Origin of the sequence: Achromobacter animicus, from assembly GCF_040775605.1 — a bacterium.
In the GTDB taxonomy this organism is placed as follows: domain Bacteria; phylum Pseudomonadota; class Gammaproteobacteria; order Burkholderiales; family Burkholderiaceae_B; genus Achromobacter; species Achromobacter animicus.
The window spans coordinates 3200161-3214807 of the sequence record NZ_JAYGJK010000001.1 but is presented as its reverse complement, the minus strand read 5'-3'; the positions used below and the strand labels follow the sequence as shown (position 1 = coordinate 3214807).

Genomic DNA, 14647 nt, shown 5'->3' with positions numbered 1-14647 from the left:
TTGCGCCGGGAAATGGTTCTGTTTCTTGATGGCGACGCAATATGCTTATGACAGTTTTTAGGGGACGCATCGGGCGGGGCGGGCGGAATTTGGCATCAAAGCGTCTGCAATCGCCGTTTGACAAAGGCGGGCGATAGGAGGAAAGTACGCCCCATGAATTTCCGCGCCGTCCGCATTTCGCTGATTATTACCATCATTCCTGGAATGGTGGGTTAGCGCGCGACCGCAACAGTCACAAGCCACCCGCCCCACGAGGCGGGTTTTTTGTGGCCGCCTCTGCCGGGCAAGCAACCCAAAGCAGAGAAACCATGTCCGATTCATCCTCCCACGCACCCTCGGCATTCCAGGCTGGCTCCGCCACGCCGATGGAGTACCTGCGGCAGATCCTGACCGCCCGGGTATACGACATTGCCCGTGAAACCGAGCTGGATCTGGCGCGTGGGCTATCCGCCCGGCTGGGCAACACCGTTCATTTCAAGCGCGAAGACAACCAGCCGGTGTTCTCGTTCAAGGTGCGCGGCGCCTACAACAAGATGCGCAACACGCCGCGCGCCGCGCTGGAGCGCGGAGTCATCACGGCGTCGGCGGGCAACCATGCGCAGGGCGTCGCGATTTCGGCGGCCAAGCTGGGCGTGCGGGCCATCATCGTCGTGCCGCAGACGGCGCCGCAGGTGAAGGTGGACGCGGTGCGCGCGCATGGCGGACCGACCGTGACGGTGGTGCAGGCCGGCGATTCGTACAACGACGCTTATGCGCATGCGCAGACGCTGGCGCAGGAGCAGGGCCTGACGTTCGTGCCTGCGTTCGACGATCCCTACGTGATCGCGGGGCAGGGCACGGTGGGCATGGAGATTCTGCGCCAGCATCCCGAGCCGCTGCACGCGATTTTCGTGCCGATCGGCGGCGGCAGTCTGGCGGCGGGCGTGTCGACCTATGTAAAGGCGGTGCATCCCGGCGTGAAGGTCATCGGCGTGCAGACCGAGGATTCCTGCGCGATGGCGCAATCGCTGCGCGTGGGCGAGCGGGTCATCCTGGCCGATGTCGGCCTGTTTTCGGACGGGACGGCCGTCAAGCTGGTGGGCGAGGAAACCTTCCGTCTGTGCCGCGAGTATCTGGATGAGGTCATTCTGGTGGACACGGATGCGGTCTGCGCGGCGATCAAGGATGTGTTTCTGGATACGCGCAGCGTGCTGGAACCCGCGGGTGCGTTGGCGGTGGCGGGGTTGAAGAAGTACGTGGAGCGCGAAGGCGCGCGCGGGCAGTCGCTGGTGGCGATCACGTCGGGCGCGAACATGAATTTTGACCGCATGCGCTTTGTGGCGGACCGCGCCGAAGTGGGCGAGGCGCGCGAGGCGGTGTTCGCGGTCACCATCCCCGAAGAACGCGGCAGCTTCCGCCGGTTCTGCCGGGTGATCGGGCAGCGCAGCGTGACGGAGTTCAATTACCGGATCGCGGACGCGCGTACCGCCCGCATCTTTGTCAGCGTGCAGATCGCGCGCCGCGGTGAGTCCGCGGAAATCCTGGCCGCGCTGCAGGCAGAAGGATTCTCGGCCTCCGACCTGACGAACAATGAAGTCTCGAAGCAGCACATCCGCTACATGGTGGGAGGACGTTCGCCGCTGGCTGGTGGCGAGCGCCTTTTCCGCTTTGAGTTTCCGGAGCGGCCGGGCGCGCTGATGAAGTTCCTGTCGGCGATGGCGCCCAACTGGAACATCAGCCTGTTCCACTACCGCAATCAAGGCACTGACTTCAGTTCGGCGCTGGTGGGCATTCAGGCGCCGGTGGCCGATGATGCGGCGCTGGATGGGTTCTTGCGGCAGCTTGGGTATGCGCACGCCGAGGAAACGGATAACGAGGCTTACCGGCAGTTCCTGATTTGAATGTTCGGCTGGGCATGCAGCCGGATGATCAGCCGGGCTTCCAAACGGGCGTCCAATCCGCTGTGTACTCGGGCGCTACTTCGGCGGCGCTATCTGGGCGTTAAGTGGATGTCCCGCCACCTTTGCAGCCCGGCTTGCGCGGTAATTCCACGCCCGGCTTCAAGCGCAGCGTCGCGCGGCCCTGCGTCTGGATCAGTTCCAACGCGCTCGCGCGCCACGCCGGGACGTCGTCGAACGCGATGGCGGGCGTGGCGCTGGAAGCGGATTTCGCGTCGGACCGTTCGAATTGCAAGGCTGGCAGGCCCACACATGTGTCGTCGAAATCCAGCCGCGCCACCTCGCGCCCATCGCTCATGCGCACCGCGCGGAACGCCAGCGGCGCATCCACGAATTTGGTGATCTCGGGCACGTATTGCAGATAACCATGCGCGTCCTTCACGCGGGTGGCCGGCTGCAGCACGACGACCTTCCGGCCCGGCGGGATAGCCAGATAGGCCACGTCGCCGGCAATGTCCAGCAACTTTCCGGGGCCGAGATTCAGCGCCTTCAGCGGCGCATGGCGGATCATCACGGTTTCGTTCCAGGCCGAGTCCACGCGCGTCCAGCCGGGCAGGCGGGCGTCCTCGAACCGCGTGCCGTGGATGCTGTCGCGGTCCGGCTTGTCGGAAAGCGGCAGGCGCTGCACACGTAGGGAGCCGTTGACGACCTGCAGATGCGCGAGCACGGTGCTGGCGCTGGAACTGGTAAAGAACGCCAGCACCGCATCGGTTTCCAGCATGGCGACCGGACCAGGGCAGAAGAACGCGCGAGCCTCCCGCGCATTGCTGCCAGGATAGAGCAGCGCGCCGACGTCGGTGCCGCACAAGGGCTTGCCTTGGAAGGTGATGGAGGTGGCGCGCGTGGTCTGGCGCTGACCGGTGTTCCAGTCGCTGCGGCTGCCGGTTTTCACGTCGACGACCAGGCCGTGATTGTCGTAGACGATGGCGGCGCCAGAGGGCGCGGCAAGCAGGCTGAGCAAAAATGCAAAGGCGCGGCGGCTCCTCACGGCGGACTCCCTGAATGGCACAAGGGATGACTATATACCGGTGCGCCTGCGCTGGGTGTCTGACATTGATGATGAAGGCCGGTGCAGTTTCGCCCGGTGTCTGACACCCGTGTGAGACGGTCTGCACCTTGCACCGCTGCGGCAGGGGTGTCAGACACCTACGATGCTGAGACGGGCGTCAGGCACTCAGGAAGCTGAGCGATCAGCCAGCCCATCCACGTGGATCTGCGCCTGGCCCTGCGGACAATGCTCGACGCGCGCCCGCACTCGGTATACGCGGCGCAGCGTATCGGGCGTCACCACATCGCCCGGCAGCCCCTCGGCTTCGATCGCGCCAGCGTGCAGCAGCAGCGCGTGGTCAGCGTGACGCAGCGCGATGTTCAAGTCGTGCAGCACCACCAACGTGATCAGGCGATGCTGTCGCGTCTGGCGGCGCAGCACGTCCATGACGTGGAATTGATAGTTCAGATCCAACGCCGACAAGGGCTCATCAAGCAGCAGCAGGCGCGGACGCCGCACCAGCGCCTGCGCCAGCGACGCCAGCTGCTTCTGTCCGCCGGACAGTTCGTCCAGGTGGCGGCTGGCCAGCGGCGCGATGCCCAGTTCGGTGATGACCGCCATGGCGTCTTCCATCAGCGCATGGCCAGGCTGTCCGTGACGGCCGGATCGCGCCGCCACGAGCACGGATTCGAAGACGGTCATGTGCACGCCCTTCGGCAGGGCCTGTGGCATGTACATCGCGCATTCGGCGCGGCGGGACGGGCTGGCGTTGGCCAGGTCCTCGCCGTCCAGCCAGATCGCGCCTTGCATTACCGGGTGCAAACCGGCCAGCGTCTTGAGCAGCGTCGATTTCCCGCTGCCGTTCGGTCCCAGCAGCGCGGTGACGGCGCCTTCGGCCATGGGGCCAGCGCTGGCGTTGCGCAGCACCGGCCGCCCGCCGTAGCCGGCGGACAGGGCCTGGATGCGTAGCTGCGTCATCGTCAGGGTTGCAGCACCAGCGTGCCGCGCATGTGCTGCGCGTGCGCGGGGAACGAGCAGTAGTAGGTGTACGACTGGCCCGCGCGCAGGCGGCTGACGGGGAAGGTGACGGTGGCCGTTTCGCCACCGCCCAGCATGGGCGTCTTGGCAAGGATGCGGGCGTCGCCCGGCGCCAGGAAGTCGCTGCTGGCGCCGGCCTTGATCCCGTCGACCATCACGGCATCGATGTCTTCCGTCTTGGTCAGCACCCAGTTGTGGCCCGCCTTTTCCTTGCTGTTCTTGCCCGTGTGGATCAGGCGCACGGTGAAGTCCTGGCAGGTCGCGGGCACGACGATGTGGTCGGGGCCGAATTGCTTGCCGGGACGGCCTTCGACGTCGATGGAGCAAGCGGGCGCGGCATGGGCGGTGCCGGCGATCGTCAGGGCCGCGAGCGTCAGCGTCAGGCGGAATTTCATCGGGGTGTCTCCTTGTTGCGGTTGATGCCGTCAGGCGCGCTTGAGGGCGCGCACGACGATGGTGAGAAAGAAGGGAATGCCGACCAGAGAGGTCACGATGCCGACCGGGATGAGCGCGCCGGGCAGCACGGTCTTGGACGCCACGGACGCCAGCGACAGGATCAGCGCGCCGGCCAGCGCGCTGCCCGGCAGGTAGTAGCGGTGGTCTTCGCCCAAGAGCAGCCGGGCGATGTGCGGCGCGACGAGGCCGACGAAGCCGATCGTGCCGACGAACGACACGGCAAGCGCGGCCAGCGCGCTCACGCGCAGCAGGCTGATAAGCCGCAGCCGCTTGACGTCGATGCCGAAGCTGGCAGCGCGTTCCTCGCCCAGCCGGACGGCGGTGAGCTTCCACGCGTCGCGCATCGAAAACGGAATGGCAAGGACCAGCGCCGCCGCCATGACGCCGACGGTGGTCCAGTTGGCGCGCGCCAGGCTGCCCATCGTCCAGAAGACGATGCCTTGCAGGGCCTCCTCGCTGGCGACGAATTGCAGCAGCATCACCAGCGCCTGGAACGAATACACCAGTGCGATGCCGAACAGCACCACGCCCAGCGTCGAGCCGCCACGCCAGCGCGCCACGCGTTCCAGCATCAGCACGGACAGCAGGGTGCAGGCGAAGGCCGATACGGAAACCGTCATGCCGGCCGGCAGCGCGGGCAGATGCCAGTCCAGCGTGATGGCAAGCGACGCGCCGAACGCCGCGGCGGCCGAGACGCCCAGGGTGTAGGGGCTGGCGAGCGGGTTGTCCAGCATGGTCTGCATCTCGGCGCCGCCCAGGCCCAGCGCCACGCCGACCAGCAACGCCATCAGCGCATAGGGCAACCGGAATTGCCAGACGATGACGCGCGTGCCGGTGTCTGACACCTCGGGATGCAGCAGCGTGCGCAGCAGCTCCGGTAGGGACAGCGAAGCCGGCCCGCTGGCGATGTCGGCCAGCAGGCTGGCGACGATGGCCAGCACCAGCACGGCGGTCAGCAGCACGCGCTTGCGCACCGCGCGCCGGTAGGCGGCGATGGGATCGTCGGGAACAGACGCCGCGGGCGATGCGGCTGCGGGGGCGAATCCGGTCATGGCGGACTACTTTGCAGGTGCGGCCGGAGACGTCCAGAAGGCGCCCACGTTGTCCAGATCCAGGAACTGGCCGTACAGCGCGTCCAGCGTACCTTGCGGATCCAGCGCGGCGGCGCGTTCGGGATACAGCCATTTCGCCATCGCCTCGATGGCGGCAACGTTATAGGGCGAGTTGTAGAACGCGTGCCAGATGCCGTAGGCGCGATGCTGCTTGACGGCGTCCAGATCGCGGATGCCGTCGCGGTCCAGCAGCGTGGTCAGGCTGTCGGCGGATACCTTCGGATCGGCGCCGGGACCGGCCAAGAGGCCTGGACGGCCGGGTTCGGAACGGCTGCCGGTGGCGATGTAGACATCCGGCTTGGCGTCGATGACGAACTCCAGGCTCACGTCGCCGATCGCGCCGGGCAGGACGGGCGCCGCGACGTTCACGCCGCCCGCGGCTTCCAGCAGGTCGCCGAAGCTGCCGTTGCCGGTGGTGTGGCAGCAGGCCGGCCACACGCCCGCCAGCATCTCCACGAAGACGCGCGGCCGCTGCGCGGGCGGCACCGGTTCCACGACCTTGCGCACGCGGGCCAGGTGGTCTTCATAGAAGGCGATGTAGCTTTCCGCCTCGGCTTCGCGATCGAGGGCCTGGCCCAGGATGCGCATGCTGGGCACCGTGTTGCGCACGGGGTGCTGGCGGAAGTCGATGAAGACGATCGGGATGCCGGCTTCCTGCAAAGCCGGGATCATCGGATTGTTGCGGCCCGGGCCGTGGCCGCTGACACTGAAAATCGCCACGTCGGGCCGCAGCGAGACGATCTTTTCGGGGCTGACGCTGGCTTCCGACGTCTTGCCGATCAGGGGTACGTCGGCCGCCTGGGGGAAGCGTTTGACGAGCTGGTTCCAGGAGTAGGGATCCTGTTGCTTCAGCTCTCCCTGCCAGCCGACTACACGCGCCACCGGATCGTGCCGGTCCAGCAGCGCCATCGCAAAGGCGAAGCGGCCTTCGCCCAGCAGAATGCGTTTCGGGTGGTCGGGCACCGTCACGACGCGGCCGGCCAGGTCGGTGACCTCGCGGGCATGGGCGCCGGGCAGGGCGCAGATCAGGGCGGCGGCGGTCACGGCCGCACGGAAAAGGGCAATCGAACGCATGGCGAATCCTTCAGGGGCGTCAGCCGCGGGGTGCAGGTAACGCGAACCATTCTTATCGCCGGGCAGTGTCCGCCAACCCTCCTCAAGAATTCGTTAAGACGCGCAGCGGCTGTGGCAATGGCGCCGCAACGCCGCCGCGCTCTTGGCCGCGCCCCTACAATGTGAGATTGATTGTTATTCGCCGAGCGGTCCCGCCATGCGCGTTCTCGTCATCGAAGACGACCCCGACATTCTTGCCAACATCACCCATCACCTGACGCGACGCGGTTACATCGTCGATTGCGCCGAAGACGGCCAGCGCGGCTATGCGATGGCGGCGTCCGGCGAGTTCGACCTGATCGTGCTGGACCTGATGCTGCCGCGGCTGGACGGCTACGAGCTGTGCCGCCGGCTGCGCACCGAGGCCGCGTGCAACACCCCCGTCATCATGGTCACGGCCCGCGATACGCTGGACAACCGGCTGACCGGCTTTGACGCGGGCGCCGACGATTACCTGGTCAAGCCCTTTGCGTTGGCCGAGCTGGCCGCGCGGGTCAAGGCGCTGCTGCATCGCGCCAGCGGGGCGGGCGCGGCCCGCGTGCTGCGTGTGGGCGACCTGACGCTGGACACCGGCACCTTGGCGCTGGCGCGCGCGGGCCAGCCGCTGCGCCTGCCGCCGTCTCCGCTGCAACTGCTGACCCTGCTGATGCGCGCCAGTCCGTCGGTGGTGCATCGCGCGCGGCTGGAAGAGGCGCTGTGGCGCGACTCGCCGCCTGACAGCGACAGCCTGCGCACCCACATCCACCAGATCCGCCATGTGGTCGACAAGCCCTACGACACGCCGCTGCTGCACACCGTACATGGCATCGGCTACCAGTTGCGGGCCGCGAATGATGGTTGACCGGGGCCGACGCGCGGCGCGGCGCGGGCTGGCGCGCCATCTTGTGTTGACCTATGTCGCGCTGGCGCTGCTGGTGGCGGGCCTGCTGACCTGGTTGTCGGTGTGGAGCGTCGGCAAGCTGGAGGCGCATCTTCAGCGCATCGACATGGGCATGGCGGTGGAGCGGGTGCGGGGCGATTTCCTGGCGGGCATCGACCCCGGGCGGCCCAACCGCTTCTTTCATGGCGATCCGGCAAGCAGGGCGTTTCCCGATTGGCTGCGGCCGCTGGCGCCGGGCTTTCACAAGATCGAGCGCAACGATCGCGTGTGGCACGTGATGGTCGACGACTTCGAGGGCCAGCGCTACATGCTGCTGCGCGACTACACCGAATACGAGCAGAACCAGTCGGCGTCGCACTGGACCGCAGTGACGGGACTGGCGGCCAGCCTGGCGCTGGCGTTCGTCCTGGGCATCCTGGCCACGCGGCGTCTGCTGCGTCCGCTTGCGCGGCTGGCCGCCCAGGTCAATACGCGCGGCGCGCAGCCGCCGCAGACCCGGCTGGCTGAAGACTATCCGCCGGACGAGATCGGCCAGCTTGCGGCGGCCTTCGACTCGACCTACAACCAGCTCGAACAGGCGCTCAGGCGCGAGCAGCTCTTCACGGCCGACGTGGGGCACGAGTTGCGTACGCCGCTGATGGTGATCTCCAGTTCCTGCGAACTTCTGCGCGAGGAGCAGACGCTGGACGAGGCGGGACAGGCGCGCCTTGCCCGCATCGAGGCGGCGGCGGCCGACATGGGCGAGCGGCTGGACACCTACCTGATGCTGGCGCGCGGCGGCGACGCGGCCGGCCTGTTTCCGCGCGAAAGCGCCGCGGACATCGCGCGCGGTCAGTTGGCCGCCTGGTCGCCGGTGGCGCAGCGGCGCGGCATGCAGTTGACGCTGAACGCATCGGGTGCGCCGGAAGCGGCCTTGCTGTTTCCCGCGCCGCTGCTGCGCGCGGTGCTGTCCAACCTGATTCGCAATTCGCTTCAGTACGCTGGCCCGCAGGCCAACATCGTCGTCACGGCAGGGCCCGATTACGTTCAGGTGAACGACAACGGTCCCGGCATTCCGGTGGAACGGCAGGCTTCCATCTTCAACCCCTTCGTACGTGGCGATCAGCCGGACGACGGCAATCTGGGGCTGGGCTTGTCGTTGGTGCAGCGCATCTGCGAGCACCAGGGCTGGCGCGTGTCGCTTCAGTCGCGCCCCGGGCAGGGGAGCCAGTTCCGGGTGGACCTGGCCGGCCCCGCGCCGGCCCCTGCGGGTTAGAACGCGACGTCGGCCGTGAACAATGCCGTGCGTCCCGCGCCCGGCACCCCGTACAGCTGGAAGCCATCCAGCGAGGCCCCGATGCGGCTGTAATAGAACTTGTTGAACAGGTTGTCCACGTTCACCCCCAGCGTCACGTTCTTGTTCAGCCGGTAGCGCGCCGCCACAGAATGCAGCCAATAAGAGGGCGCCTTCTCGTTGTCGCGGACCCAGACCGGATGCGTGCCGTACGGACCGGATACGGTGGAACTGTTGTTGTTCTTGCCGCCGACGTACTTGTTGTCCGTGTAGCGCCGCTTGCCCACGTACTGCGCACCATAGCTCAGCGACAGGTCTTCCGTGGCCGCGTAGGTGGCCCACAGGTTGAACGTCAGGTCCGGCACGTTCTTGGCTTCTTCGCCCTGGTTCGCGCCCTTAGTGATGCGGCTCTTCATGGCGCTGACGCCGGCAAAGGCGGACCAGCGCGGCGTGATGTTGCCCGACAGGCCCAGCTCGATGCCGTCCACGCGCTTGGCGGGCAGGGCGCGCACGACATCGGTGGCGTCGTCGCCGTATTCCCATGAATCCGTCAGTTCCGTGCGGAAGATGGCGCCCGTCAACGACAGGTCACCGCCCGCCACGTCCCACTTTGTGCCTAGTTCCCACGTGCGGGCGACGGCCGGCTTATAGGTGTCGGACCCGGTGGCGCCATAGATGTTGTTGTTGGTGGACGCGCCCATCGCCGACGGTTGCGCGGCCTGGCTGTATGACACGTAGACGCTGCCGTTCTCCACGGGCTTGTACGTCAGGCCGATGCGGCCGCTGAAGGCGCCGTCGGTGACGCGTTGCGTGGCGGCGCCTGCCGTTTGCGTGACGCGGTAGCGGTCGTAACGCAAGGCGCCTTGCAGCATCCATTGCGGGTTGAAGGTCACAGTGTCCGCGGCGTACAGGCCGGCATTGAAGACTTCGGCCTTGTTTCCCGAATCGCCCTTCAGCGTATCCACGCCGCCCATGTCCACGCCGCCGGTGTTGCGCAGGCCGAGCACGGGATTCGCGGACGGGGCGCGGATCGTACGCGCATGGTCGCCGTACGTTTCCTTGTAGAACTCCACGCCCGTCACCACGGCATGCTTGATGCCGCCGGTATGGAAGTCAAGGTTCAGGTTGGTCTGGTTGGCCAGGATGGTGTAGCGCTTGGACGTGCCGAAGTCGTTGCCGCGCAACTGGGCATAGGGCGAGGGATCGCGCAGCGGCGTGAAACCGCTATACGAGGCAATGCCGTCCGCGCTCTGCACCAACGGGCCGGCGCCCACATAGCCGTACGACGTGCGCGACGTGGAATTGAAGCGCGCGGGGGCCAGCACGCCGATGCGGTCGGTCTGTTGCCATCGGCTGATGTTGGTTACGCGCGCCGAGTGGGTGAAGTCATGCTCGACCTTCATCGTTGCCTGATCGGTGCGCGTCTGCTCCGTGTACAGGCCGGGGTCGCCGTACCAGGCATTGCGTGCCACGTTGGGCATGCGCTTGCCGCCCGTGCCGCGCTGGATCGGCACGCCGCCGTCGGGGATGTTGTCGTCTTCCTGATGCAGGTAGTTCACGGTGACACGGGTGGGCGAACCCAGGCCCATTGCCAGCGAGGCCGCGACCCCAGACCGGTCAAACTCCGTCACGTCGCGCTCGGCCACGCCGTTGTGATGGCGCATGAGGTTGACGCGCAGGGCGGCGCTGTCAGTCAGTTCCTGGTTCAGGTCCGCGGTGATGCGCCGGTAATGATCCGTGCCCAGTCCGCCGGACAGCTTGTAGAACGAGCCCAGCCGCGCTTCCTTGCTGGCCAGGTTGACGCTCCCGCCCACGGCCGAGATGCCGGATTCGATGGAGCCCGTGCCCTTGAAGACCTCGGCCTGCTCCAGGTTGAAGATGTCAGTGCGGCTGGACAGGCCCGCGTCGCGGATGCCGTCCACGGTAATGCTTTGCTCCGCCGAAAACCCGCGGATCGTGAACATGTCGCCCCAGCCGAGATTGCCTTCGCCCGAACTGAACGTGATGCCCGGCACGTTGCGCAGCACATCCTGCAGGCTCTTGGCCTGCTGCTCTTCGAGCACCGCGCGCGGCACGACGATGATGCTTTGCGGGGTGTCGAGCAGCGGCTCGGTGAACTTGCCGGACTGCACGCGATCCGCCTTGAAGGGCGGGGCATCGGCCTGCACGGTGACGGGCGCCAGCAGTACGGCGTTGTCCGCCGGGGGCGTCTCGCCGTGGGCCTGCGTGGAGGCGGCGGCGCCCAGCGCCATGCCCAAGGTTTTCAGGGCAAACGCGCCCTGGGTGTGTGTTTTTTGTTGTTGCGCCATGGCGATCTTGAGTGCCTCAATGAGAATCGTTCCGGATTCTAGGGAGGCGTGTCTCAAGATCCTGTTAAGACGGCGCTGATAAGACAATCCTGCAATTGCGATCGTGGCGCGGCGGCGAAGAGGCGCAAGCGTGAAGGGCGGCGGCGCGCTGCGCGCCAACCGCACGGAATATGCGCGTCGCTTACATGCGCGATGTATCGAAGGCGAGCAGATTGCGTTTGACGATGCCCAGCATGTCGGCAAGCTGGTGACGCTGTTCGGCATTGAGCCCCTGCAGGATCGCTTCGCTCATGACGTCGCTCTTGACCCGCATGCGCTCGATCATGGCGCGGCCTTCGGGCGTCAGCAGCACGAGCTTCGTGCGGCGGTCCTGATCGTCGGCGCCACGCCGCACGAAACCAAGCGCCTCAAGCCGGTCGACCAGCCCGCCCAACGCCGCGCGTCCTAAATCCAGCACGTCGGCCAGATCGCTTTGGGACATGCCGTCATGGCGCGACAGGTGCGCCATGACCCACCACTGCGACCGCGTGATGCCCTCGGGCTTCATGACCTCGTCGAACACCTTGCGGCGCAGCCGCGAGACGTCGTGCATCAGAAAACCCAGGCGCTGGTCCCAGTTTTCCGCGTGTGTTGCGACCTTCTTGGCCATTCAGGCATCCTCCAGCCGGATCAGGCGTTTACCCATGTTCTTGCCCTGGTACAGATCGGCGATCGACCCCGGCGCGGCCTCAATGCCGTCCAGGATCTCCTCGCGATACCGCAGCTTGCCCTCGCGCACCAGCGGGGCGAGCGCGGCTACGGCTTCCTCGTAGCGGTGCTCATAGTCCCACACCAGGAAGCCCTGCATGCGCGCGGCCTTGTTGAGCAGGTGCCGTTCGATGCGCGGGCCTTGGGGCCAGGGGTCCCAACTGCTGACGGACGCCGTGCCGCAGATCACGACGCGCGCGTGCCGGTTGATCAGCGGATGGACCGCGTCGCTGATGCGCCCGGCCGTGTTGTCGAAGTACACGTCGACGCCGCCGGGGCAGGCGTCGGACAACGCTTGTTCAAGGCCGGGCGCATGATAATCCAGTGCGGCGTCGTACCCGAAGGCCTCCACGCACAGACGCGCCTTGTCTTCGCCGCCGGCGATGCCCACGGCGCGGCAGCCCTGATATCGCGCCAGTTGGCCGACGACAGAACCCACGGCACCCGCTGCGGTGGACACGACGACGGTCTCGCCGGCCTTGGGTTCACCGCAGGCATTCAACGCGAAATAGGCGGTGATGCCATTCAGGCCCAGCACGCCGAGCGACAGCGAAAGCGGCAGGTCGGTTTCCCGGACCTGGCGGCGAATCGCCTTGCCGTCCGTGACGGCGTAGTCCTGCCAGCCGAGCAGGCCCATGACCAGGCTGCCTTCCGTATAGCGCGGATTGCGCGAGGCCACGACCCGGCCCGCGGAAAACGCGCGCATGACCTCGCCGATCCCGACCGGCTCCGAGTAATTGGCCGCGGCGTTCACCCACCCGCGCATCGCGGGGTCCACCGACAGGAACTGATTGCGCACCAGCACTTCGCCGTCCTTGAGTTCGGGCAGGGGCGCGCTGCGGATCTCGAAATGTTCGGCCTGAGGAATGCCCAGCGGGCGGGCTTTCAGGACGACTTGCCGGTTGATGGCGGGGCTGGCGGGCACGGGGTGTCTCCTCGGGTTGTTCCCAATATTGTATGCACACATACAGTATGTTAGCGTTCAGTTTAACGCAACCGGCATGGTCCCCATGCCAAGACGGGACAGTATCCCGCGAGCGCGCAAGGAGACAACGATGGCCGGGTTGTATTTCGAGCAATTCCACGTCGGACAGCACTTCACGCACGACGTGCGGCGCACGGTCACCGAGACCGACAACGTGCTGTTCACCACCATGACCTTGAACCCCGCAGCAATCCACCTGGATGCGGAGTACGCGAAGACCACCGAGTTTGGCCGGCCGCTGGTCAACAGCGCCTTCACGCTGGGGTTGATGGTCGGGATCTCGGTGGGCGACACCACGCTGGGCACGACGGTCGGAAATCTGGGTTGGGATGAGGTGCGCTTTCCGGGGCCGGTATTCGCCGGCGACACCTTGCGCGTGGAATCCGAGGTGCTGGAACTGCGCGAGAGCCGGTCACGGCCGGAGAACGGCATCGTCGTCTTCGGTCATCGCGCCTTCAATCAGCGCAACGAACTGGTGGCGACCTGCCGGCGCGTGGCCCTGATGCTGCGCCAGCCGGCCGTGCGCGCCGCTTGACCCTTCCATTTTTCCGAGAGTTAGCCCATGGACTTTTCGCTGACTGACGATCAGGCGGCCATCCGCCATGCGGTGCAGGACCTGTGCGCCGGGTTTGACGACGATTACTGGACCCGCAAGGACAAGGAGGGCGGCTTTCCCGAGGATTTCTATGCCGCCATGGCGGGCGCCGGCTGGCTGGGCGTGGCGATGCCTACCGAATACGGTGGCGCGGGCCTGGGCATCCTGGAAGCGGCGCTGATGATGGAGACGGTGGCGGCGTCCGGCGCGGGCATGTCCGGCGCGTCGGCCATCCACATGAACGTGTTCGGCCTGCACCCGGTGGTGGTGCATGGCAGCGACGCGCAGCGCGCTCGCTGGTTGCCCCCCATCATCAGCGGCGAGCAGAAGGCGTGCTTCGGCGTCACCGAGCCCAACACGGGCCTCAATACTCTCAAACTGCGCACGCTGGCCGTGCGCCAGGGCGACCGCTACGTCGTCAATGGCCAGAAGATCTGGATTTCCACGGCGCAGGTGGCCAGCAAGATCCTGCTGCTGGCGCGCACCACGCCGCTGGATCAGGTCAAGGAGCCGACGCAGGGCCTGAGCCTCTTCTATACCGATCTGGACCGCACCCGCATCAGCGTGCGCGAGATCGAAAAGCTGGGGCGCAAGGCCGTGGATTCCAACGAGCTCTTCATCGATGGGCTGGAAGTGCCGGTCGAAGACCGCATCGGCGAGGAGGGCAAGGGGTTCTCGTACATCCTGCATGGCCTGAATCCAGAGCGGGTGCTGCTGGCGGCCGAGGCCACCGGTCTGGGCCGTGCGGGCTTGAGGCGGGCCGCGGCCTATGCGGGCGAGCGCGTCGTGTTCGACCGGCCCATCGGCCAGAACCAGGGCGTGCAGCATCCGCTGGCCGAGCGCTGGGTGGAGCTGGAAGCGGCCGAACTGCTGTACCGACGCGCCGCGTGGATGTACGACCAGGGCCTGCCCTGCGGCGCCGAGGCCAACGCGGCAAAGTTCTTCTGCGCCGAGGCGGGCTTTCGGGCGTGCGAGACCGCGGTGCTGACGCACGGCGGCATGGGCTACGCGAAGGAATACCACGTGGAACGCTATTTCCGCGAAGCCATGCTGCCGCGGATTGCGCCGGTGTCGCCGCAACTGATCCTCTGCTACATCGCCGAGAAGGTACTGGGATTGCCAAAGTCGTACTGAACGTCGCACCGCGCGCGGGCAGGACCCGGTCCAAGGTCCGCGCCAGTGCCGCGCACCGAGGTGCGGCAAACACATACACA

The 14647-nt window shown here is 66.7% G+C and carries 13 protein-coding genes; 5 read left to right on the top strand and 8 right to left on the bottom strand.

Going from position 1 to position 14647, the window contains the following annotated elements; all coding sequences use genetic code 11:
* The first annotated feature begins 308 nt into the window (after positions 1 to 308).
* Entirely contained in the window at positions 309 to 1880 is a 1572-nt protein-coding gene (gene ilvA / locus AB3147_RS14535) for a threonine ammonia-lyase, biosynthetic (protein ID WP_175136434.1), read from the top strand.
* 100 nt (positions 1881 to 1980) lie between these two features.
* On the opposite strand, the gene AB3147_RS14530 is transcribed toward ilvA, so the two are convergent.
* From AB3147_RS14530 to AB3147_RS14510, 5 genes are all read right to left on the bottom strand, one after another.
* Entirely contained in the window at positions 1981 to 2925 is a 945-nt protein-coding gene (locus tag AB3147_RS14530) for a hypothetical protein (protein ID WP_367352236.1), read from the bottom strand.
* Between the two features lie 186 nt (positions 2926 to 3111).
* Positions 3112 to 3903: an ABC transporter ATP-binding protein gene (locus AB3147_RS14525; protein ID WP_367352235.1), complete on the bottom strand. Its 792-nt coding sequence runs from the start codon at positions 3901 to 3903 to the stop codon at positions 3112 to 3114.
* Between the two features lie 2 nt (positions 3904 to 3905).
* Entirely contained in the window at positions 3906 to 4358 is a 453-nt protein-coding gene (gene azu, locus AB3147_RS14520; protein WP_239213740.1) for an azurin, read from the bottom strand.
* Between the two features lie 30 nt (positions 4359 to 4388).
* The gene (locus tag AB3147_RS14515) at positions 4389 to 5471 is read right to left on the bottom strand and encodes a FecCD family ABC transporter permease (RefSeq protein WP_367352234.1); all 1083 of its coding nucleotides are present in this window, start codon (positions 5469 to 5471) and stop codon (positions 4389 to 4391) included.
* 6 nt (positions 5472 to 5477) lie between these two features.
* On the bottom strand, positions 5478 to 6605 hold the full coding sequence (locus AB3147_RS14510; protein ID WP_367352233.1) for an ABC transporter substrate-binding protein: 1128 nt from the start codon (positions 6603 to 6605) through the stop codon (positions 5478 to 5480).
* A 196-nt stretch (positions 6606 to 6801) separates the two neighbouring features.
* On the opposite strand from AB3147_RS14510, the gene AB3147_RS14505 reads away from it, so the two are divergent.
* Together AB3147_RS14505 and AB3147_RS14500 are read left to right on the top strand one after the other, a co-directional pair.
* Positions 6802 to 7485, top strand: a complete 684-nt coding sequence (locus AB3147_RS14505) for a response regulator transcription factor (RefSeq protein WP_175136440.1) — start codon at positions 6802 to 6804, stop codon at positions 7483 to 7485.
* Entirely contained in the window at positions 7475 to 8779 is a 1305-nt protein-coding gene (locus tag AB3147_RS14500) for a sensor histidine kinase (protein WP_367352232.1), read from the top strand. The genes AB3147_RS14505 and AB3147_RS14500 overlap by 11 nt, the downstream gene beginning before the upstream one ends.
* On the opposite strand, the gene AB3147_RS14495 is transcribed toward AB3147_RS14500, so the two are convergent.
* The 3 genes from AB3147_RS14495 to AB3147_RS14485 form a co-directional block, all read right to left on the bottom strand.
* The gene (locus tag AB3147_RS14495; RefSeq protein WP_367352231.1) at positions 8776 to 11106 is read right to left on the bottom strand and encodes a TonB-dependent receptor; all 2331 of its coding nucleotides are present in this window, start codon (positions 11104 to 11106) and stop codon (positions 8776 to 8778) included. The genes AB3147_RS14500 and AB3147_RS14495 overlap by 4 nt on opposite strands.
* Positions 11107 to 11287: 181 nt before the next feature.
* The gene (locus AB3147_RS14490; RefSeq protein ID WP_239213733.1) at positions 11288 to 11755 is read right to left on the bottom strand and encodes a MarR family winged helix-turn-helix transcriptional regulator; all 468 of its coding nucleotides are present in this window, start codon (positions 11753 to 11755) and stop codon (positions 11288 to 11290) included.
* Positions 11756 to 12778 carry an NADP-dependent oxidoreductase gene (locus AB3147_RS14485; protein ID WP_367352230.1) on the bottom strand — a complete coding sequence of 341 codons (1023 nt, stop codon included), beginning with the start codon at positions 12776 to 12778 and terminating at the stop codon, positions 11756 to 11758. It abuts the gene before it with no gap.
* Positions 12779 to 12863: 85 nt separating this feature from the next.
* On the opposite strand from AB3147_RS14485, the gene AB3147_RS14480 reads away from it, so the two are divergent.
* A complete protein-coding gene (locus AB3147_RS14480) occupies positions 12864 to 13373 on the top strand; it encodes a MaoC family dehydratase (protein ID WP_367352229.1) in 510 nt (169 codons plus the stop codon).
* Between the two features lie 27 nt (positions 13374 to 13400).
* Positions 13401 to 14567, top strand: a complete 1167-nt coding sequence (locus AB3147_RS14475; protein WP_367352228.1) for an acyl-CoA dehydrogenase family protein — start codon at positions 13401 to 13403, stop codon at positions 14565 to 14567.
* The last annotated feature ends 80 nt before the right edge of the window (positions 14568 to 14647 follow it).

Excerpts from the sequence above, each read along its gene's own strand:
- ilvA (WP_175136434.1), top strand. The coding sequence starts at position 309 with ATGTCCGATTCATCCTCCCACGCACCCTCGGCATTCCAGGCTGGCTCC.
- AB3147_RS14525 (WP_367352235.1), bottom strand. The coding sequence starts at position 3,903 with ATGACGCAGCTACGCATCCAGGCCCTGTCCGCCGGCTACGGCGGGCGG.
- azu (WP_239213740.1), bottom strand. The coding sequence starts at position 4,358 with ATGAAATTCCGCCTGACGCTGACGCTCGCGGCCCTGACGATCGCCGGC.
- AB3147_RS14515 (WP_367352234.1), bottom strand. The coding sequence starts at position 5,471 with ATGACCGGATTCGCCCCCGCAGCCGCATCGCCCGCGGCGTCTGTTCCC.
- AB3147_RS14510 (WP_367352233.1), bottom strand. The coding sequence starts at position 6,605 with ATGCGTTCGATTGCCCTTTTCCGTGCGGCCGTGACCGCCGCCGCCCTG.
- AB3147_RS14505 (WP_175136440.1), top strand. The coding sequence starts at position 6,802 with ATGCGCGTTCTCGTCATCGAAGACGACCCCGACATTCTTGCCAACATC.
- AB3147_RS14500 (WP_367352232.1), top strand. The coding sequence starts at position 7,475 with ATGATGGTTGACCGGGGCCGACGCGCGGCGCGGCGCGGGCTGGCGCGC.
- AB3147_RS14495 (WP_367352231.1), bottom strand. The coding sequence starts at position 11,106 with ATGGCGCAACAACAAAAAACACACACCCAGGGCGCGTTTGCCCTGAAA.
- AB3147_RS14490 (WP_239213733.1), bottom strand. The coding sequence starts at position 11,755 with ATGGCCAAGAAGGTCGCAACACACGCGGAAAACTGGGACCAGCGCCTG.
- AB3147_RS14480 (WP_367352229.1), top strand. The coding sequence starts at position 12,864 with ATGCCAAGACGGGACAGTATCCCGCGAGCGCGCAAGGAGACAACGATG.
- AB3147_RS14475 (WP_367352228.1), top strand. The coding sequence starts at position 13,401 with ATGGACTTTTCGCTGACTGACGATCAGGCGGCCATCCGCCATGCGGTG.